Below are 18,384 nucleotides of genomic sequence, written 5' to 3'. Positions count from 1 at the left end.
GCGTCACGACCGCAGGTAGGCGAGCACCGCCAGGACCCTGCGGTTGTCCGCCCCGCCCGACTCCAGGCCCAGCTTGGTGAACACGCTCCGGATATGCGTCTCCAGGGTCTTCGCGCCGACGTGCAGCCGCTCCCGGATGGCCTCGTTGGAGCGGCCCTCCGCCATCAGCGCGAGCACCTGGCGCTCACGCTCGGTCAGTTCGTCGAGCAGCCGGTCGGCCCGCCGGCGCGCCATCAGCCGGGCGACGATCTCCGGGTCGATGGCCGGTTCCCCGGCGGCGACCCGCCGCAGGGCGTCGTACAACTCGGCCGCGTCGGCGACCCGTTCCTTCAGGAGGTACCCGAAACCGCCCGGACTGCGCGCCAGGACGTGTACAGCCGCGCTCGTCTCGACGTACTGGGACAGCAGCAGGACGCCCGTGCCCGGGTACCGGGCCAGCACCGCCTCGGCCGCCCGCACACCCTCGTCGGTGTGGGTCGGCGGCATCCGGATGTCGAGGAGCACCGCGTCCGGCCGGGCGCTCTCCACCAGGCCCAGGACGTCACCCGCCTCACCGGTCTGCCCCACGACCTCCACCCCGCAGTCCTCCAGCAGCCGCACCAGCGCCTGGCGCAGCAGAGGGGCGTCCTCCGCCACGATCACGCGCACGGCAGCTCCGCCCGGATCCGGGTGCCCTCGCCGCGCGGGCTGGACACGGTCAGCCGGCCGCCCACCGCGGCCACCCGGTCGGCGAGGCCCTTCAGCCCCGTACCGCCCGGGGCGGACGCGTCGTCCGGCAACCGCGCGCCACCGACCCCGTCGTCCACCACCTCCACCACCAGGAACGCCCCGGCCGGCCGCACACCGACCCGGATCCGGCGGGCGGCGGCGTGCTTCACGGCGTTGGCCAGCGCCTCCGACACCAGGAAGTACGCGGTGGTCTCCACGACCGCGGGCCGGCGGCCGGGCGCGGCCTCCACCGTGACCGGCACCGGGCACTGCTCGGCGAGCGACGTCAGCGCGGCGCCCAGTCCCGCGCGGGCCAGGACCTCGGGATGGATGCCCCGCGCCAGGTTCCGCAGCTCCTCCAGCGACTGCCGCAGGCTCTGCTCCGCCTCCGCCACGGTGCTCCGCAGCTCCGGGTCGGCCTCCTCGGCGAGCCGGGTGTCCAGGCGCCGCAGGGTCATCAGGGTGTAGAGCATGCGGGTCTGCGCACCGTCGTGCAGATCCCGCTCCAGCTTCCGCCGTTCCTCGTACGCCGCCTGGAGGATGCGGCGCGGTACGGCACGGGCGCGGTCGGCCTGGTCGTCCGCCTCCGCGCGCAGCCGCCGGTCCCGCAGCCACAGCCGTACGACCTCGGCGACGGCCGTCATCAGCTCGGTGTCCTCCCCGAGCGACCGGTCGTGGTCCAGGACGGCACCGGAACCCGGCCCCTCGTCCACCCGCAGCACGGTCCGGTCCCGCCCGGCGGGCGGCACCGGCGCGGGCACCGGGCGGCCGTCCGGATCGACCGGGTCGCGGCCACCGGCCCGTACCCCCAGCGCCAGCTCCGGATCCCCCAGGGTGCGGCGGAGCATGTCCTGCACCTCGCCGTGGCCGGGCGAACGGCCCACCGTCAGCACCAGGTCGCCCACCGACGCCCGCCGCAGACGCATCCGCAGCAGGCCCGCCAGGAACACCACCGGCACCGCCACCTGGCTCACGTCCGACAGCACCGTCACCACGGCGTCCGCCCCGCCCAGCCCCTCCGGAGCCAGCAGGTACAGCACCTCCCAGCCCACGAACGACAGCGTGAGACCGACGGCCACCCAGGACGGCAGCAGGATCCGGCGCCGCGCCGGGCTTCCCGCCCGCCAGCGCCGCACCATCGTCAGCGTCACCAGCACGGTCAGCACCACGCCCGCCCACCGGTAGACCACGTCCACCGCGTCGAACAGCCCCGGCGCGTCGATCAGGAACAGGGCGTTCGGACCGCACCGTGCGCACGACAGGTAGCTGGACGCGCTGTCGGCCGCCGGGTCGTACAGCAGTGCCCGGACGAGCCCGCCCACCGCCACCAGCGCGTACCCGGCGACGACCAGCCGTCGCTCGCCCACCGTGGCCGCCCGCCCGTCGGGGAACACCAGCAGCAGATGGGCCAGCACCGCGAGGTTCAGCGCCTCGCCCCAGGCACCGGCCGCGAACAGCAGCGGCACCGGAAAGCCCTGGAGGTTGCCCAGGAACCAGGTGAGCCCCTCCGCGTACAGCAGCAGCCCCGTCCGGTTCGCCGGGCGCCGCACCCGCGCCACCATCCCGGAGACGGCGAACGCCCACCCCACCGAGAGGTCCCGCACCAGATCGGCCGGGCCCGCACCCGCCAGGGCGTACCCCCACGCCCCGCAGCCGCCCGCGCCCAGCGCCGCCACGCCCCACGGCACCACCGGCCGCCACCCGTCCAGGCGCCGGCCGCCGCCCTCGCGCGCCGCATCTCTCCGCATGCCACCCCTCACCCCGCGCCGGGTCCCACACCCGGCACCTCATGTACGCGCCCCATTCTCGCCCGAGCCGGACCTTCCTCTTCCCCTCCGGCCCCGGGGGCCCCGGCCCTCCGGTCCCCGTCCCTCGGGACCCCCGCCCGCGGCTCCGCCCGCGGCTCCGTCCGCCTCGCCCGCCGCTTCGTCCGCCGGTCCGTCTGCCGTTCAGCGGCGGCGTCACTCTTTCGGGGGCTTCTCGCGGCCGGGGCGCATCCCCGGGGGCGGGTGGCAGGTCTTGCCGTTAGCGGTAGATCCGGCAGCGGGCCGCGGCTGCACGTACGGGAGTGTCGATGTGAACAGCAGCAACAACAGCCGTTCTTGGTGCAGCCGCAGGTGGGCGGTCAAGGTCACCGTGCCGGCCGTACTGGCGGTCGGGGCCACCCTCGCCCCGGCGCACGCCGCCCCGGCGCCGGCGCCGGTGATCACGGCCAAGGGCGGGTTCGTGATGAATGCCGGGAGCGGAGCGGCCCTCTACGGCAAGGCCCCCGACAAGCGGATGCCCACCGGGTCGACGGCCAAGATCATGACGGCCCATGTGGTGCTCAACCAGAAGAAGCTGAACCTGGACGCCAAGGTCACCGTGCAGATGGCGTACAGCGACTACATCGTGGCCAAGACCGCCTCCTCCGCCCGGCTGATCGTCGGCGACAAGGTGACAGTGCGTCAGCTCCTGTACGGGCTGATGCTGCCCTCCGGCTGCGACGCCGCCTACGCCCTGGCGGACCACTTCGGCACCGGCTCCACCCGCCAGGCACGGGTGAAGTCCTTCGTCGGGAAGATGAACTCCGCCGCCTCCTCCCTCGGTCTGAAGAACACCCACTTCGACTCGTTCGACGGCATCGGCAACGGCAAGAACTACTCGACACCGCGCGACCTGACCAGGCTGGCGAGCCGGGCCATGCAGAACGCGACCTTCCGGGCCATCGTGAAGACCAAGTCGACCAAGCAGCGGGTCACCACCAAGAACGGCGGCCACCGCGACATGGCATGGACCAACACCAACAAGCTGCTCAGCACCTACCGGGGCGCCACCGGGGTCAAGACCGGCTCGGGCCCGGAGGCCAAGTACTGCCTGGTCTTCGCCGCCACCCGCAACGGCCGTACGGTCATCGGCACGGTCCTCGCCTCGTCGTCCGAGGCGAACCGCAACAAGGACGCGGCGAAGCTGCTGGACCACGGCTTCCGCGGGTGACGCACACGGCGCTCGCGAGTGCGCGACGCGGTGCATGCGGTGCACGCGGTGCCTGCGGTGTACGCGGCACGAGCGGTGCCTCTGATACGGGCGCGGGTATACGTGCCCGGTGAGCCGATCCGGCCGCCGGGCTCCCGGCCCCGCCCTCCGACCGATGTGGAGACGACCCCCATGACCCTGCTGCGTGACGACGACCTGGCCACCGCGTTCGACCGGGCCGCCCTCACCTACGACCGGCTCACCGCGGCCAACCCCGGCTACCACACGGACCTGCGCCGGTCCGCGCGGCGCCTGCGCCTCCCGGACGGGGGAGCGGGCCTGCGGGTGCTGGACCTCGGCTGCGGGACCGGGTCGTCGACCCGGGCGCTGCTCGAAGCCGCCCCGCACGCGCGGATCACCGCCGTCGACGCGTCGTCCGGCATGCTCGACCGGGCCCGCGCCAAACAGTGGCCCGACCGGGTGACCTTCCGGCACCTGCCCGCCGAGGAACTGGCGGACGCCGTCGGCGAGGAGTCGTACGACGCCGTCTTCGCGGCGTACCTCTTCCGCAACGTCACCGACCCGGACGCCGTCCTCACCTCCGTACGGGCCGTGCTGCGGGAGGGGGGCCGCCTGGGAGTGCACGAGTACAGCCTGAGCGGCTCGGCCGCCCACCGCGCGCTGTGGACCGCGGTGTGCGGGGGAGTGATCCTGCCCTTCGGCACCCTGACGGGGGACCGCGAGCTCTATCACCACCTGTGGCGCAGTGTGCTGGACTTCGACACCGCGCCCGCCTTCGCCGCACGGCTTGCCCGCACCGGTTTCACCTCGGTGCGGACACTGCCGGTCGCGGGATGGCAGACCGGCGTGGCGCACACGTTCCTCGCCGGCCGCGGCGAGCGGTAGCCCGCGAAGGGAGCGGACCGCCTTCGAGGGCCGGTGACCCGGCCACCGACGGCGGTCCGTCCCCCCTCCAACTGCTCTCAGGGTGGGTGTGCTCAGGGGCGGGGGCCCACGACCCGGCCGCCTTCCCGTACGACGATGGCCAGCGCCGGACAGGAGTCGGCGGCGTCCAGGGCGCGGTCGTCCTCCTCGATCTCCTTGTTCACCGGCTCGGCGTGCTCACCGTCGAGCCGGTACAGGTCGGGAGCGAGAGCCGCGCACATCCCGGAGGCCATGCACAGCCCCGGATCGACCTCGGTGGTCCAGGACACCCCGCTCACCACCCCACCGGCATCTCGCGCGGTCCGCGCACCAGCATCTGGTTCTTCCACACCACGTCACCGGCCACGCGCAGCCCGGAGAAGCGGGCGATCAGGGCGCTCAGCGCCTCCTGCAGTTCGAGCCGCGCCAGCGGCGCCCCCAGGCAGTGGTGCACGCCATGGCCGAACCCGAGGTGCTGGACACCGGTCCGGGTCACGTCCAGCCGGCCCGGGGCGGTGAACTTCAGCGCGTCGCGGTTGGCGGCCCCGACCGCGACGAGTACCGGCTCCCCGGCCCGTACGAGTGTGCCGCCGACCTCGACGTCCTCCGTCGCGTACCGGGGGAAGGCCGCGCCGCTGCCCAGCGGCACGAACCGCAGCAGTTCCTCGACGGCGCCCGCGATCAGCTCCGGCCGCTCGCGCAGCAGCGCCAGCTGGTCCGGGTGGTCGAGCAGGGCGTGCACGAAGTTGGGGATCTGACTGGCCGTCGTCTCGTGCCCGGCGACCAGGATGCCCACGCACAGGTCCACCAGTTCGAGCTCGCTCAGCCGGTCACCGGTGTCCCGCGCGTCGATCAGGGCCGTCATCAGATCGGCGCGGGGGGCGGCCCGGTGGTCCTGGATGAGCGTGCGCATATAGGCGCGCAGCTCCTCGCGGTTGCTCTCCGCCTCCTCGGCGGTGAGGGAACTGGTCGACAGCGCCGCGTCGCTCCACACCCGGAACCGGGGCCGGTCCTCCTCCGGGACGCCCAGCATCCGGCAGATCACCGCGACCGGGATGGGCAGCGCGTAGTGCTCGACCAGGTCCACCGGTGGGCCCATGGCCTCCATCTCGTCGAGGAAGCCGTGCGCGAGGTCCCGCACCTGCGGCCGCAGCTTCTCCACCCGGTGCATGGTGAACGCCTTGGCCACCAGGGTGCGCAGCCGGGTGTGCCCGGGCGGGTCCATGCTCAGGATGCCCGCGTCCTGCTGCGACTCGGCCTGGCGCGGCTCGTCGTGCTTGAGGCCCTCGGCACGGCTGAAGCGCCGGTCGCCCAGTACGAGCCGGGCGTCGGCGTACCGCGTGGCGAGCCAGGCGGGGTCGCCGTACGCCATGCGTACGCGTAAGAGCCCCGGGCGCTCCAGCGCCTCGGCGTAGGCGTCGGCCAGGCCCAGCCCCTCGGGCTCGTTGAACGGATAGGCCAGCGGGGCCTGTTCCTGCGTGGACGTCATGGGTACCTCCCCTGGTACGTGCGGCCACTCGGTGTAAGCAGCTGCTTACAAACCTAGAGTTGGGCTCCCGGGCGGTCAACGGTGCCTCGCGGCGCCCGGGTCCCGCGCGTTCCGCCGCGGGGGTCTTCCCGTGGCGGGCGCCGGACGAACAGGGGTGGGTGGCAGTGGCGGTGGCCAGGAACGCGAACGCCGGGGTGGCGCCGCGCGGGCGTGCGCGGGACGAGTCGGCGGGCTCGGACGGCGCCGACCGTACGGAGAGCGCGGGCACCGACTGTACGGAGAGCACGGGCGCCGGCGTGGACGGGGCGGCGGACGGTGGCGTCGTGGGCTCCTCGACACGGGAACGCCTGCTCCTGGCGGCGTCCGGGCTGTTCGCCGAGCGCGGTTACGACCGGGCCACCGTCCGGGACATCGCCGCGCGCGCCGGCGTCAACCAGGCGCTGCTCTTCCGGCACTTCGGCTCGAAGCAGGCCCTCTTCGGCGAGGTCGTGTCGCGGGACGGCCGGGAGCAGCTGCGCAGCACTCCGCCCGAACGGCTGGCGGAGACCGTCCTCATGAGCATGCTCGCCCCGCCGCCGGTCCGGGGGAGCAGCGAGGGCGCCCACCGCTCCCTGGAGACGCTGCTCCGCTCGGTCGGCGCCGGGGACGAGGTCTCGGCCGCCGTCGCCGGCCTGGGGGACGACTACTCCCGGGCGCTCGCGGGCCTCAGCGGCGCGGACGACAGCGGGGTGCGCGGCGACCTCGCCCTGGCCTGGCTCGTCGGTATCGGCCTCATGCGGGTGGTCGTCGGCAAGCGACCCCTGGCGGACGCGGACCCCGAGGCGATCACCGGACTGGTCGTGGACACCCTGGGCCACCTGCTGGAGGGCATCGCCCCACCGGCACGGGGCGGCGGCGGCCGTCGGGACGGCGACGAGGGCGGCGGCGAGGACGGCGGCTGACAGGGATGCGCTGGTGAAGGGCCGGAGGCGGGCGCCCGAACGCGTTTGCGGGTGGCGTCGCTCATGGGTGATACTCCGGGTCCCCCCACCTCACTTTGTCATGTCATCTTTTCCTTCTGTGGGGGACTCTGCACCATGGATGTCGCACGCATCGTCGTCCTGATCCTGGCCGTCGCGTTCGGGGTCGTCTCGTACCGCCGCTTCATGGGCGGTGGTTCCGGCGAGACGAAGTCGGCGCGCCGGGCGCAGGAACTCGGCTTCCTCCCCGAGTCGCGGCAGAACACCCGGAGCGCGGCGCCCGAGCCGCACGTCGAGCGGGTCACGGCCGCCGCGGCCCGGGGGCGCTGGGAAGGCGCGGCCGAGATGCTGGCCGAGACCCGGGCGAACCGGGACTGGGAGCGCCGCTCGCACCTGGCCGACCGGTTCGGCTCCCAGGAGGCGGCCCGCCCGGGCAGCTGGCTCGACGCCTGGGAGGCGGCGGCCGGCCCGGACGACCCCGACGTCGCGCTCGTACGTGCCAGGGCGACAGTCGCCCTGGCCTGGCACCTGAGGGGCGCCCAGTACGCCAAGCACACCAGCGCCGAGCAGTTCGCCGGATTCTTCACCACCCTGCGCCAGGCACCCGGACTGAACGCGCGGGCGGCCGAGCTCGCCCCCGATGACCCCTCCCCGTACGTCAGCGAGATCTGGGCGGCGGTCGGCCTGAACTACTCGCACGACGAGATGGAGCGGATCTGGAAGGAGATCACCGCCCGCGCCCCGTACCACTACGGCGCCCACCGCGCGGCGCTCCAGTACTGGTGCGCGAAGTGGCACGGCTCCGCCGAACTCGCCACCGGCTTCGCCCGCGACGCTGCCGCCGCCGCACCGCCGGGAACCCTGCTCACCGCACTGCCGCTGATCGCCTGGTACGAGCACCACGACAGCGACGCCAAGGCGGCGGACTTCCGCTCCCCGGACGTCACCGCCCTGGTGGACGCGGCCCTGATGGACGTCTCCGCCGCGCCGCCCGGCCACCCGCACGTGGCGGGCCTGCGGCACATCCTGGCGTACTTCCTCACCCGGCAGTGCCGGTACGACGCCGCTGTCGAGCAGTTCCGGCTGGTGGACGGGCACGTGGGCGCGCTGCCCTGGTACTACCTCGGCGAGGAGGAGGCGTACTGCCGCTGGCGGGACCGGGCGATCCGGGGCGCGGGCTTGTAGTGCACCACGACCGCCAGACGCACCGGACGGGCTAAAGAGCGGGCTAAATCCACGGGGTGGACGTTGCTAGGGTGCAGGGCGGAGGTCGAGGCACATGGCAACTGAGGACGAGCTGTTCGCGTCGGTCGACGCCCTGCTGCGGGAGGAGCCGCAGCTGCCGCCCCCGGCGGAGCGGGCGCGGCTGCGCGAGGCCGCCGGGATCACCCAGGCGCGGCTGGCGCAGGCCCTGAAGTCCACCACCCAGACGGTCAAGAACTGGGAGAACGGCCGCTCCGAGCCCAAGCCGCCCCGCCTGGAGGCGTACCAGCGGCTGCTGAGGGGCTGGGCGGAGAAGTACCCGGCCACGGGGGCGGCCGCTCCCGGCGCGGCAGCCCCCGTCGCTGAGGTGGCCCCTACTGGCACGGCGGCCCCCGTCGCGGACGCGACCGTACCCGCGCCGTCACCGGTCGCCCCCGCGACAGACGTCCCGGCGGCCGCTCCCGCACCGGTCGTCCCCGCACCGGCCGCCCCCGCACCGGTCGTCCCGGCGCCCGCACCGGTCGTCCCGGCGCCCGCGCCGGAGCCGGCACCCGGCCGAGCGCCCGCATCCGCCCCCACCCTCGGGCGGACCCCGGCACGTCCCGCCGCCTCCGCGTCCGTGCCGCCCGCTCACACCTCCGCACCCGCCGCCCGCCGGCGCGCCGCGCCCGCTGTCGCCGCCGGGCCGTACCCCCACGGGCCGCTCGCCGTCCTGGACGGGGACGGCTCCGCGTACGGGGTCGACGGCATCGTGCTGGACTGTCCGGCCACCACCGTCCCGGAGCTGGTCGAGTGGACCCTGAGCGCTTCGGGCCTCGGAGCGCCGCGCCTCCACCGCAACGGCCGCGACTCCGACCCGCTGATCGTGCTCACCGCCGGCGCCGCCCTGCGACTCGGCCTGCCCGAGCGGCTGGAGGACCGCCGGGGCCTGCGCCTCGCCGACGACCACCCGGTGGTCAAGCAACTCGCCCGGGCGAAGTGGAAACTCACCCGGCGCGGGTTCGGCCCGTGGGCGCGCGTGTACCGCCCCGTCCGGGGCGGGGACCGCCAGTGCGTCCAGTTCGCCGTCCTGCCCTGGGACGCGCTCGACTCCCGTGCCTGGCCCGGAGTCGCGGACCTGGAGCCGGCCGACATCGCCCGCGCCCTCGGCCTCTACGCCCGCCGCGTCCTCACCCCGCGCGGTTCCACCGCCGTGTCCGGGCTGGAGCTGATGACCGCGCTGCGCCCGCCGACCCGCGCCGTGCAGGACAAGGCCACCGGCCAGTGGGTGCCGGGGCACAACCCCGGTTCGCTGGGCACGGAACCGGTGGACCCCGCGCCGCCCGAGGCCCCGCCCGAGCACCCCGTGGTGGTGCACGGCGGCTGGAACGGCGGCTTCCTGGACGAAGAGGCGTACCAGTGGGTCCGGGACCTGGACCTGCTCACCGGGGAGGAGGCCGCGCTGCCGTGGGCGGTCGGCCTGGACCTGAACACCGCGTTCCTCGCCGCCGCGTCACGTCTCGTCGTGGGCCTGTCCGGCCCGGAGTACGTACGGCGCCCGGTCTTCGACAAGAAGATCCCCGGCAGCTGGCTGGTGGACCTGTCGCACGTACGGCTCGATCCCCGCCTCCCGTCGCCGTTCACCCCGAGCGGCGAACCCCCGGACGGTCCCGCCTGGTACCAGACGCACACCGTCGCCTACGCCCAGGAACTGGGCCACAACGTCGAACCGGTCGAGGCGTATCTGCGCCGGGAGAGCGGCCCGTACCTCGACCCCTGGCACGACCGGCTCAGGGCCGCGTACGCCGACACCCTGGCGGACCTCGGCGTCATCAAGGACCTGGGCGACGCGGCGTTCCTCGACGCCATGGAGGCGCTGGAGGAGCACCGGTCGGCCGACCCGGGTGCGGCGGCGGTCCTCGCGGCGGTCAAGGCCACCGTCAAGGGCGGGATCGGCAAGCTCCGGGAGCGCCCCCAGGGCCGCCACTACAAGGACGGCGAACGCTGGCCCGCCCTGGAGCGCCCCACCTGGCGCCCCGACATCCGCGCCGCCGTGATCTCACGGGCGCGGGTCAACATGCACCGGAAGATGCTGCGGATGGCCGAGTTCACGGGCCTGTACCCGCTGGCCGTGCTGTCGGACTGCGTCGTCTACCCCTCGCCCGGCCGGTCGCCGCTGGACTTCCTCCCGTACAGCGCCTCGGGCAAACCGATGCCCGGGGCGTTCCGCCTCGGCCCGGGACCCGGCCTGGCGAAGGTCGAGGGCGTCCAGCCGATGTCCTGGGCGGTCGACCTGATGGAGCAGGGCCACAGCCCCGCCCGGCACATCAAGGGCGACGGCCATGACGCCACCCTCGACGAAGGCGAGTGACGGACGTGGGAGACATCGACGAGGCGCTGGAGCGCGCCGACCACGAGGGATTCACCCGCAATCCGCCCAGGAGCATCCAGGCGCGGGTGACCTTCCTGCTGAAGCAGCTGAAGTCGGCCAAGGCCGTCGCGCAGGAGATCGGCGTCACCGCCGACTCCGTCAACCGGTACCGGCGCGGCGCACGCAAGAACCCGCCCAAGGAGGTCGCCGACCGCATCGACGCGGCCGTACGGGCCCGTTGGCAGCCGAGGGTACGCCGGCGCCGCCGCGAGCAGGCCGCCGCCACGACCGGCATCACCGTCGAGACCCGCGCCCGCTTCGGCTACACCGCGCCGGTCGGCAGCACCGACGACGGCCGGGTACGGCGCCTGACGGTGCACCTGCCGCCCGCCTACGCGGACCGGCTGTTCGAGGCGCAGCGCGAGGGAGCCGACGACCGGCTGCTGCGGGGGATCGTGGCCGAGGGGCTCCAGGAGATCTACTTCAAGGACGGCGGACGCCGGGCACAGGACCTGGAGGTCGAGTTCACCGACATCGACTACTTCGACGTCTCCTTCTGAGGGATGTACTGGTTGCCCTTCGGGCCCGGGCGGTCGGCACCGGCCGCCACCAGTACGTCGATGGTCTCCGGGTACGGGCCGGCCCGGGCCCACTCCAGAGGCGTCCGTCCCGTGCCGTGGTCCTCGCGGCGGTGGGGATCGGCTCCTGCGGCGAGCAGCGTCCGGACCGTCTCCGTGTGCCCCCAGCAGGCGGCCGCGCAGAGCGGGGTGCCTTCCGTGCCGTGACCGCTCTCGGCGTCCGGTTCGGCCCCGGCGCGGAGCAGTGAGCCCGCGATGCCTGCGGCTCCGCCGACGGCGGCGGCGTACAGGGGCGTGGTGCCCTCGCCGTTGGCCGCCCGGGGACTGGCTCCTGCCCGCAGCAGCGCCTCGACGCGCGCGGCATCACGGAGGGTCGCCGCCAGGACGAGTGCGTTGGTCAGTTTCTTCGCCCGTCTGCGTTTCACAACGGCGGACCCTAGCCGTTGGCGGAAGTGGCGCTCCACCGCTTATTCCGCCGTGGATCGTGGGGAGTTACCACGGATCGGCGCGGCCGGGTCGGAGGCGCGCCGCCGCCGTCCGCGCAATGCCCTGATCGTGGCGCGTGTATGCCACTGCCGAGTGAGGGCGCATCGAGAGGGCACCACGCCGGGTAAGGAACGTCTGCGATCATCGTTCTCGTCATCCGGAGGCCCGTCCCCGGCACGGCCCGTCCGTCCGGCGGGGGTCCGGGTGGCAGGTGGCGCCGCGTACGCGCGCCGCCCGGAGGACGTGACCCCCGAGGCGACGACAGACAAATGATGACCCGATCGACAGAAGCTGCTCCGCGCACCCCCGAGCCGAGTGGGCACCGCGCCGGCGGATGCGAGACCTCTCGCACCCCTCGGCAGACGCGTCTTTCGTCGGCCGGTCGCGCTCACACAGGAGACAGTCGATGGACGCGCATGTACAAGCCCTGCCCGACGAGTCCGGTACGAGGATCATCCTCTGCTCCGGGGAGTTCGACACCGCGACCGCCCCTCAGCTGCGCTCGGCCCTGGAGGCGGCGGAGGCCGACCGCGTCCGGCGCACCGTGGTCGACCTCTCCCTGGTCACGTTCGCCGACTCGTCCCTCATCAGCGCCCTGGTGGACGGCCACCACAAGCAGCGGCTGGTGGTGGCCCTGCCAGTGACCTCCCCGGTTCGCAGAATCCTTTCCCTGACAGGGCTGGAGGACGTACTGGATCTGGCCCCGGACCTGAGCACCGCGGCGGCGCCGGACCAGTGACCCCGGGCGTGCCGTCAGCGGAGGTGGACGACGAGCATCCAGACGGCGACGATCAGGAAGATCACTCCGGTGATCCGCATCATCGTGTAGCCGGCCGGCGAGGGCTCGGTCGCGTCGTAGTCCTTGACGAAGGGGCGCTGGAGGGGGCGGTTGATGCTCCACAACAGCTTCGGTTTGAACACCTGGACGAGCCCCATGACAATGAAGATGCTCAGCAGCGCGATGATCACGCGAACCCTCCCGTTCGAACTCCGCGCCCGGCCCAACGGCCGCGCGTCCGGCGTAGGTTGGCTTCTGCCCGCGAAGCGTTCCGCGATGCACTCCCGCGATGCACTCCTGCGGCGCACTCCCGCGATGTGCCTTGTGGGTCACCGGCGAGGCCGGGGCACACCTGGCGGTCCGGTCCACCGCGCGCGGGTCCCGCCCAGGCGGAGGGTGGTCACCGTCGGTACGGTGCCCCGCCGGCCGACGTCGTCGCCCTCCGGGGGATAGCCTCGGACGCATGGGCGACATCGACGGGGTGGAGATCATCGGCTTCCCGGACGGCGGGGCGTTCGAGCGCTGGCTCGCCGAGCACCACGGCCGCCGGGAAGGGATCTGGGTCAAGGTCGCCAAGCAGACCTCCGGCATCCCCTCCGTCACCGCCGACGAGCTGGTCGACATCGGCCTGTGCTACGGCTGGATCTCCGGTCAACGACGGTCCCTCGACGAGCGGTACTACCTCCAGAAGTACGTGCCCCGCCGCCCCCGCAGCCTGTGGTCCCGGGTGAACGTCGAGAAGGTCGCGGAACTCACCGCGGCCGGCCGTATGCGCGAACCGGGCCTGGCCGAGGTGCGCAAGGCCCAGGAGGACGGCCGCTGGGCCGCCGCGTACGCGTCGCAGCGCACGGCGACCGTCCCGCCCGATCTCGCCGCGGCCCTCGACGCCGACCCGGACGCACGGGCCGCCTTCGAAGGGCTCGACCGTACGAGCAGGTACCAGCTGATCCTCCCGCTGCTCCAGGCCACCACCCCCCGCAGCCGGCAGGCCCGGCTGGACCGCGTTCTGGCCGCCCTGCGCGCTCCGGGAACCCCGCCCGCGTAAGGGCCCACCGTGTGGTCGTGGCCAACGTGCCCACGGTCGGGGCGCTCACGGCCCCACATGCACATACGCCGACCAGTCCAGCACGGCGCCCGGCCGTCGCTCCCGCAGCGTCCACAGCGCCGCGTGCAGCGCCGACGCCGGGTCGGGGACCCCGCCGGGGACCCCGACCCGGTCCAGGCGCTCGTGCACCAGCTCGGCCACCTCCGCCGCGAAGGCGTCGTCCATCGACCACTGCGTCGCCACGACATCCCGGAACCCGGCCAGTTGCAGCGCCGTGGCGAAGGTGATCGCCTCGTCGGCAAGGACGAGCCCGCCCCGGTGCGTCTCACAGGCGGACAGGAACGCGAACCCGGCACCCGTCGCGCCCCCGGCCCGCAGCCGTGTCACCTCCCGCAGCTCCAGCGGCCCGTCGTACAGGCGGAGCACCCCGCGCGACGGCCGGGCGAGATCCTGCTCCCCGTGGCACGCGAAGTGCGCCCAGGAACAGCGGCCGAGGGCGTCCGTCACGGCCCGCACGGTGGCACCGGCCCCGGTGACGAACTCGGCGTCCGGATACCGCCGGCGCAGCGCGTCGGCCTCCTCGCCGGCGGCGGGCAGGTCCGCCAGGCCGGGCGTCACCGGCATCGAGACGATCAGCCCGGCCGTGCGCCCGCCCGCGTCCGGCCCGGGACGCTCACGGGCGTGCAGCAGGGCGCGCAGCGTCGGGGTGTACGAGGAGACCACCCGGTCCGCCACGGAGTCACCGTCCGCGCCGTTACCCGCGCTGCCGCCCGCGCCGTCACCCGCGCCGTCACCCGCGCTGCCGCCCGCGCCGCCGTTCGCGGCGGGCCGCCCGGCCGCGTGCAGCGGCAGAAGGGTGAAGAGCCCGGCCGGACACCACCACAGGCGCGGGCCCGTGGCGTCCCGTTCGATCCGGCCGGTGAGCCCCAGCGCCGCCAGCACAGGGCCCGCGACCGTCTCCCACAACCAGGAGCGTGACTCCAAGAGCGTGCTCCGGGCCCGGAGCGGGGACCGCCCGGGGAGCAGCGCATCGGTGAGCCCGGCCGCATGGGCGGCGACCTGCCGGGCGTCCGTGCGCAGGGCCACCGGCCGCACCCCGCCGCCCGTCAGGAGCAGGGCGCAACAGCCGTACTGGCTCGGTACGACCAGGACGACCGGGCCGCCCGCCGCGACGGCGCGCAGCGCGGAGAACGGCGGCGGCCGGAGGAAGCCGCCCAGTCCCGGCCGGGCCCGGATCTCGGCCAGCACCTCCTCGCGTTCGCGCGCCAGGGCGGCACGGCGATCACCGGCCCGCCGGCGCTCGGCCACCTCCCGCGGACCGCCCGCCGCACCGGCCCTGTCGGGCAGCCGGTCCAGCTCGGCCAGCACCTCGCGCAGCCGGTCGGCGAGCTCCGGAGCCCCCGCCCTCACACCGGCGTGGTCGGAACGGCCCTCCATGGACTGCGCCAGCAGGATCCCGCGCCCCTGTTCGAGCAGCTCCACCGCTCGCTCCGGCCGGCCGGCACGCACGGCCACCGCGGCGGCGTCCGTGCCGAGCTGCGGATACTCGGCGAGCAGCCGCTCCCGGTCGTCCCGCTCCAGGCCCCGCCAGGCCGTCAGCTCCAACTGCTCCAGTGCCTGGGCGAAATGGGCGACCGCACCGGTGAAGTCCTGCGCCCCGGCGGCCAGATGACCGGCCGCGGCGGCGGCCCGCACCCGGAGACGGGCGGGTGCGGAGGGCACCGCCGAGGCGTCGCCCAGCGCACGCCGCGCCCGGTCCCGGTCGCGGGCGCCATCTTGGTCTCGGTCCCGGTCCGAGTCTCCGTGATGCGCTGGTACGCCGGCTCGCGCCGCCAGGGCGAACCCCAGGTCGGTCAGCGCCTCCGCACGCTCCGGATGGTCGTCCGGCAGCAGCGCCTCCGCCTCCCGCAGTGCGTCGATCGCCTCGGTGAGCGCGGCGCGGGCGCCGCCCGGCGTGTCGCCGCGGGCCGCGCCGGCCCGCAGAGCGGCGGCCAGGCCCATGAGGAGCGCCGGCCTCTGGTACTCGCCCGGCGCCGCCGCCCGCACCGCCTCACGGGCCACCGCGACCGCGTCCACCACGTCCTGCGAATCACCCGCCACGGCGTACCGGCCGCGCAGGACACCGGCGAGCAGATCCAGGCAACCGGGCCGGTCGGGGTGCCCCTCACCGGTGAGCGCGAGGGCGTCCCGCAGCAGGGCCACGGCCGCGTCGTACCGCTCCGTGCCCGGCGGGCGCGTCCCGGGGTGGCTCCCCAGGGACGCCGCCAGGTTCATCAGCCGGCTGGGCAGGTCGGGGTGGTCGCGCGGGGTGATCCGTACCGCCTCGTACTGGGCGGCCAGCGCCTCGTTCATGGCGTCCGTCCGCCCGGTGTGCCGGTGGTACTGGCCCAGCGCCGTACTGAGGTTGGTGAGGAACGCCGCACGGTGCGGGTGGTCCTCCGGCGCCCGGTACGCCGCCTCGCGCAGGGCGCGGACGGCCAGGTCCAGCGTGGCCGTCTTCCCCGAGCGCTGGAACAGGCGGATCGCCGTGTGCCCGAGGCCGGAACAGAACGTCAGCCGGTACGGATCTCCCTCCGGGACCGCCTCGCCGCCCTTGACGGTCACCACGAACGCCCGGTCCAGACTGTCGGGGTCGCCCGTGTACTCGTACCGCCGGGTCAGCACGTTCCCCAAGGTGACCAGGGCCTCCGCCCGCAGGACGTCCGGCGCCTCCTGACAAGGGTTCGCCCGGGCGGCGAACAGGCACAACTCGACCGCGTCGTCCAGTAATCGGGGGTCGCCGCCCGTCTCCGCGTCCTTCAGCAGCCCGACGGCGCGCCCGGTGCAGTCGCCGAGCTCCGCAGCGCTGAGAGCGGACCCCGCTTGGCCGCCCACCCGCGCGTACGCGTCCCGCAGCTCTGCGGGCACACAGTGCGGAGCCACCGGCTCCACCAGCCGGAACAGGAACGCGGCGCGCTCGGCGTCGGCCTGGGCGTCAGCGTGCCGGAAGCGGTACCAGTGGAACGTCGCCAGCAGCACAGCGACGTTGAACGCCCGCGCGCCCTCGGCCGGTCCGCTGTGCGGAGCGAGCCAGTCGACCGTGCGAAACAACCGCTCGGCGAGCCGCTCGGCCTCGTCCTCCCACAACACGGCCGGATCGCCGCCTGAGGAGAAGGCGCCCAGCCGGTCCTCCATGGCGAAGGCCAAGCCCTCAGCCAGATCCTCCGTGTTCACGACGCCCCCCGTGACGGTCGCGCGGAATGCCGCCGAATCCAAGACCCGTGCGTACGACGAATGAGACTATTCGGTGCGACGCCAGGGGAGGGGGGCCTGTGGACAACTCCGCCGCGGACAGAGCCGGCCACGCGCCGGTACGCCACGACGCACCGGCAGGCAGCCAGGTGGACGAGACGGCCCGGGACGGCGCCCCGGACGGTGCCGCCCGCGTCCCTCGCGCCGTGCCGGACGCCGGACGTCGCGCTGTTCCGGACGCCGGATGCCGCGTTGTGTCGGACGCCGAACGCCGCGTTGTGCCGGACGCCGAACGCCTCGGACGGCTCTGCGTCGACCTGCCCGACGTGCGAGCCCTGGCACGACAGGGCGGCTGGTCGGCCGAACTGGCGCCGATCCTGGGCGGGTTGCGCGACGGGACTCTCGCCGTCGCCACCGCCGAGGAGCGGATCCATGCGCGGCTCGGGCTGCCGCTGCGGCCCCGGGGTTTCGCCCAGCTGCCGGGCCAGGACCCCGTGGCGCCCCCGCCCGGCGCGTACACCTGCCCGGCGGGACGCTGCGCGCGGTTCGAGCACCGGGAGCCGGGCGGCCCGCTGCCCGAGTGCACCCTGTACGGCGAGCCGCTGGCCTTCGGATGAACGCCTTCCTGGCGGAACTCGGCAAGAAGCTCGCCGAACGGTGGGTGAGCCTGCTGGTCCTGCCCGGCGTCCTCTTCGGCGCCCTGCTCGCGGCCGGTTCGGTGCTCGGCCACCGCCACGCGCTGGACTGGCGGATGCTGGGCCGGGCCGCCGAACAGCTGGCCGCCCACTACGACCGGCGCCCGGTACCGGCCGTCCTGCTGGCCGTGGCCGTCCTCGTGGCCGCCGGGCTCGTCGGTCTGGCGGCCCGGGGCCTCGGCACCGTGGTCGAGCGGGCCTGGCTGGCCTCCGGCCCGGCATGGCTGACCGGCCGGCTGGTCCGCCGGCGCCGCGAGCGGTGGACGCGCGCCCTCGCCGCCGAACGGGCCGCCGCCGCAATCGGCGCGGACGCGTCTCGTTCGCGTATCACCGACCCGCCCGCCTTCGGCCCGCCCGCTTCCGCCCCGCCCGCTCCCGACCCGGCCGCCCTCGCGGACGCCCGTAATGCCGTCGCGCTGACCCGGCCCGCCCGGCCGACCTGGATCGGCGACCGCCTCCGGGGCGTGGGGGCGCGGGTCCACGCCCAGTACGGGCTCGACTTCCCCTTCGCCTGGCCCCGCCTCTGGACCCTGCTGCCCGAGCCCTGCCGCACCGACCTGGTCGCGGCACGCGGCGCCCTGTCGGACGCGGCCGCACTGAGCGGCTGGGGGCTGCTCTACCTGGCCCTCGGCACCCTCTGGTGGCCCGCCGCACCGGCGGGAGCCGCCCTGGTGCTGCTCGGCCTGCGGCGGGGGCGCGAGAGCGCCGCGAACCTCGCCGACCTGACCGAGGCCGCCGTCGACCTGTACGCGGCCGATCTCGCCCTCCTGCTCGGCGTCGACCTGCCCTCGGGCCGGGTGACGCCCGCCGTGGGCCGACAGCTCAGCGAGCGGTTCCGCAAGGGGGCCTGAGGGGTGCCCGGGGGAGGTGACCGGGAGGGCGGATGCCTGGGCACGGGATGACAAACCGTAGCGAGCCCCGGCCAACCGGATGTGTCCCTATGTAGCCGAATTGTGAGGGTGCGGCCCAGCAGGTTGATGCGC

Annotated in this window: 17 protein-coding genes; 10 read left to right on the top strand and 7 right to left on the bottom strand. The window is 74.6% G+C overall.

Annotation, left to right across the window (positions count from 1 at the left end; genetic code table 11):
• Positions 1 to 3: 3 nt before the first annotated feature.
• Both ACF08D_RS16510 and ACF08D_RS16505 read right to left on the bottom strand, forming a co-directional pair.
• Complete coding sequence (locus ACF08D_RS16510) at positions 4 to 642, bottom strand: response regulator (protein ID WP_392224077.1); 639 nt, start codon at positions 640 to 642, stop codon at positions 4 to 6.
• Entirely contained in the window at positions 639 to 2,456 is a 1,818-nt protein-coding gene (locus ACF08D_RS16505; protein ID WP_392223316.1) for a sensor histidine kinase, read from the bottom strand. Before ACF08D_RS16505 ends, ACF08D_RS16510 begins: the two co-directional genes overlap by 4 nt.
• A gap of 388 nt (positions 2,457 to 2,844) precedes the next feature.
• Here ACF08D_RS16505 and ACF08D_RS16500 point away from each other — a divergent pair, with 388 nt between their 5' ends.
• Together ACF08D_RS16500 and ACF08D_RS16495 are read left to right on the top strand one after the other, a co-directional pair.
• Positions 2,845 to 3,684: a D-alanyl-D-alanine carboxypeptidase family protein gene (locus tag ACF08D_RS16500; protein ID WP_392224076.1), complete on the top strand. Its 840-nt coding sequence runs from the start codon at positions 2,845 to 2,847 to the stop codon at positions 3,682 to 3,684.
• Between the two features lie 171 nt (positions 3,685 to 3,855).
• Positions 3,856 to 4,569, top strand: coding sequence for a methyltransferase domain-containing protein (locus tag ACF08D_RS16495; protein WP_392223315.1), 714 nt, complete (start codon positions 3,856 to 3,858; stop codon positions 4,567 to 4,569).
• Between the two features lie 92 nt (positions 4,570 to 4,661).
• Here the strand turns inward: ACF08D_RS16495 and ACF08D_RS16490 are convergent, their stop codons facing one another.
• Both ACF08D_RS16490 and ACF08D_RS16485 read right to left on the bottom strand, forming a co-directional pair.
• Positions 4,662 to 4,886 carry a ferredoxin gene (locus ACF08D_RS16490; RefSeq protein WP_392223314.1) on the bottom strand — a complete coding sequence of 75 codons (225 nt, stop codon included), beginning with the start codon at positions 4,884 to 4,886 and terminating at the stop codon, positions 4,662 to 4,664.
• Positions 4,883 to 6,076, bottom strand: coding sequence for a cytochrome P450 (locus ACF08D_RS16485; RefSeq protein WP_392223313.1), 1,194 nt, complete (start codon positions 6,074 to 6,076; stop codon positions 4,883 to 4,885). The genes ACF08D_RS16490 and ACF08D_RS16485 overlap by 4 nt, the downstream gene beginning before the upstream one ends.
• Positions 6,077 to 6,246: 170 nt before the next feature.
• Here ACF08D_RS16485 and ACF08D_RS16480 point away from each other — a divergent pair, with 170 nt between their 5' ends.
• The 4 genes from ACF08D_RS16480 to tpg all read left to right on the top strand — a co-directional run bounded on the left by ACF08D_RS16480 (position 6,247) and on the right by tpg (position 11,148).
• Positions 6,247 to 7,017 carry a TetR/AcrR family transcriptional regulator gene (locus tag ACF08D_RS16480; RefSeq protein WP_392223312.1) on the top strand — a complete coding sequence of 257 codons (771 nt, stop codon included), beginning with the start codon at positions 6,247 to 6,249 and terminating at the stop codon, positions 7,015 to 7,017.
• A 135-nt stretch (positions 7,018 to 7,152) separates the two neighbouring features.
• The gene (locus tag ACF08D_RS16475) at positions 7,153 to 8,220 is read left to right on the top strand and encodes a hypothetical protein (protein WP_392223311.1); all 1,068 of its coding nucleotides are present in this window, start codon (positions 7,153 to 7,155) and stop codon (positions 8,218 to 8,220) included.
• A 94-nt stretch (positions 8,221 to 8,314) separates the two neighbouring features.
• Positions 8,315 to 10,588 carry a telomere-associated protein Tap gene (gene tap, locus ACF08D_RS16470; protein ID WP_392223310.1) on the top strand — a complete coding sequence of 758 codons (2,274 nt, stop codon included), beginning with the start codon at positions 8,315 to 8,317 and terminating at the stop codon, positions 10,586 to 10,588.
• A 5-nt stretch (positions 10,589 to 10,593) separates the two neighbouring features.
• Positions 10,594 to 11,148 (top strand): telomere-protecting terminal protein Tpg, encoded by a 555-nt coding sequence (gene tpg, locus ACF08D_RS16465; RefSeq protein ID WP_392224075.1) that lies wholly within the window; start codon positions 10,594 to 10,596, stop codon positions 11,146 to 11,148.
• Here the strand turns inward: tpg and ACF08D_RS16460 are convergent.
• A complete protein-coding gene (locus ACF08D_RS16460; RefSeq protein WP_392223309.1) occupies positions 11,127 to 11,591 on the bottom strand; it encodes an ankyrin repeat domain-containing protein in 465 nt (154 codons plus the stop codon). The genes tpg and ACF08D_RS16460 overlap by 22 nt on opposite strands.
• A gap of 467 nt (positions 11,592 to 12,058) precedes the next feature.
• On the opposite strand from ACF08D_RS16460, the gene ACF08D_RS16455 reads away from it, so the two are divergent.
• Entirely contained in the window at positions 12,059 to 12,391 is a 333-nt protein-coding gene (locus ACF08D_RS16455) for an STAS domain-containing protein (RefSeq protein ID WP_392223308.1), read from the top strand.
• Between the two features lie 14 nt (positions 12,392 to 12,405).
• Here ACF08D_RS16455 and ACF08D_RS16450 read toward each other — a convergent pair whose 3' ends face one another.
• Positions 12,406 to 12,621, bottom strand: a complete 216-nt coding sequence (locus tag ACF08D_RS16450; RefSeq protein ID WP_392223307.1) for a DUF6199 family natural product biosynthesis protein — start codon at positions 12,619 to 12,621, stop codon at positions 12,406 to 12,408.
• A 272-nt stretch (positions 12,622 to 12,893) separates the two neighbouring features.
• Here ACF08D_RS16450 and ACF08D_RS16445 point away from each other — a divergent pair, with 272 nt between their 5' ends.
• Positions 12,894 to 13,475: a YdeI family protein gene (locus ACF08D_RS16445; RefSeq protein ID WP_392223306.1), complete on the top strand. Its 582-nt coding sequence runs from the start codon at positions 12,894 to 12,896 to the stop codon at positions 13,473 to 13,475.
• A 45-nt stretch (positions 13,476 to 13,520) separates the two neighbouring features.
• Here ACF08D_RS16445 and ACF08D_RS16440 read toward each other — a convergent pair whose 3' ends face one another.
• Positions 13,521 to 16,688, bottom strand: coding sequence for a CHAT domain-containing protein (locus ACF08D_RS16440; RefSeq protein ID WP_392223305.1), 3,168 nt, complete (start codon positions 16,686 to 16,688; stop codon positions 13,521 to 13,523).
• Between the two features lie 272 nt (positions 16,689 to 16,960).
• On the opposite strand from ACF08D_RS16440, the gene ACF08D_RS16435 reads away from it, so the two are divergent.
• The gene (locus ACF08D_RS16435; protein ID WP_392223304.1) at positions 16,961 to 17,323 is read left to right on the top strand and encodes a hypothetical protein; all 363 of its coding nucleotides are present in this window, start codon (positions 16,961 to 16,963) and stop codon (positions 17,321 to 17,323) included.
• Positions 17,320 to 18,252 carry a hypothetical protein gene (locus ACF08D_RS16430; protein WP_392223303.1) on the top strand — a complete coding sequence of 311 codons (933 nt, stop codon included), beginning with the start codon at positions 17,320 to 17,322 and terminating at the stop codon, positions 18,250 to 18,252. The genes ACF08D_RS16435 and ACF08D_RS16430 overlap by 4 nt, the downstream gene beginning before the upstream one ends.
• Positions 18,253 to 18,384 lie beyond the last annotated feature (132 nt).

Origin of the sequence: Streptomyces sp. NPDC015131 (assembly GCF_043079975.1) — a bacterium.
GTDB lineage: Bacteria > Actinomycetota > Actinomycetes > Streptomycetales > Streptomycetaceae > Streptomyces.
Note: the sequence above shows the minus strand (reverse complement) of the source record. Positions and strands in the feature narration are given on the sequence as shown.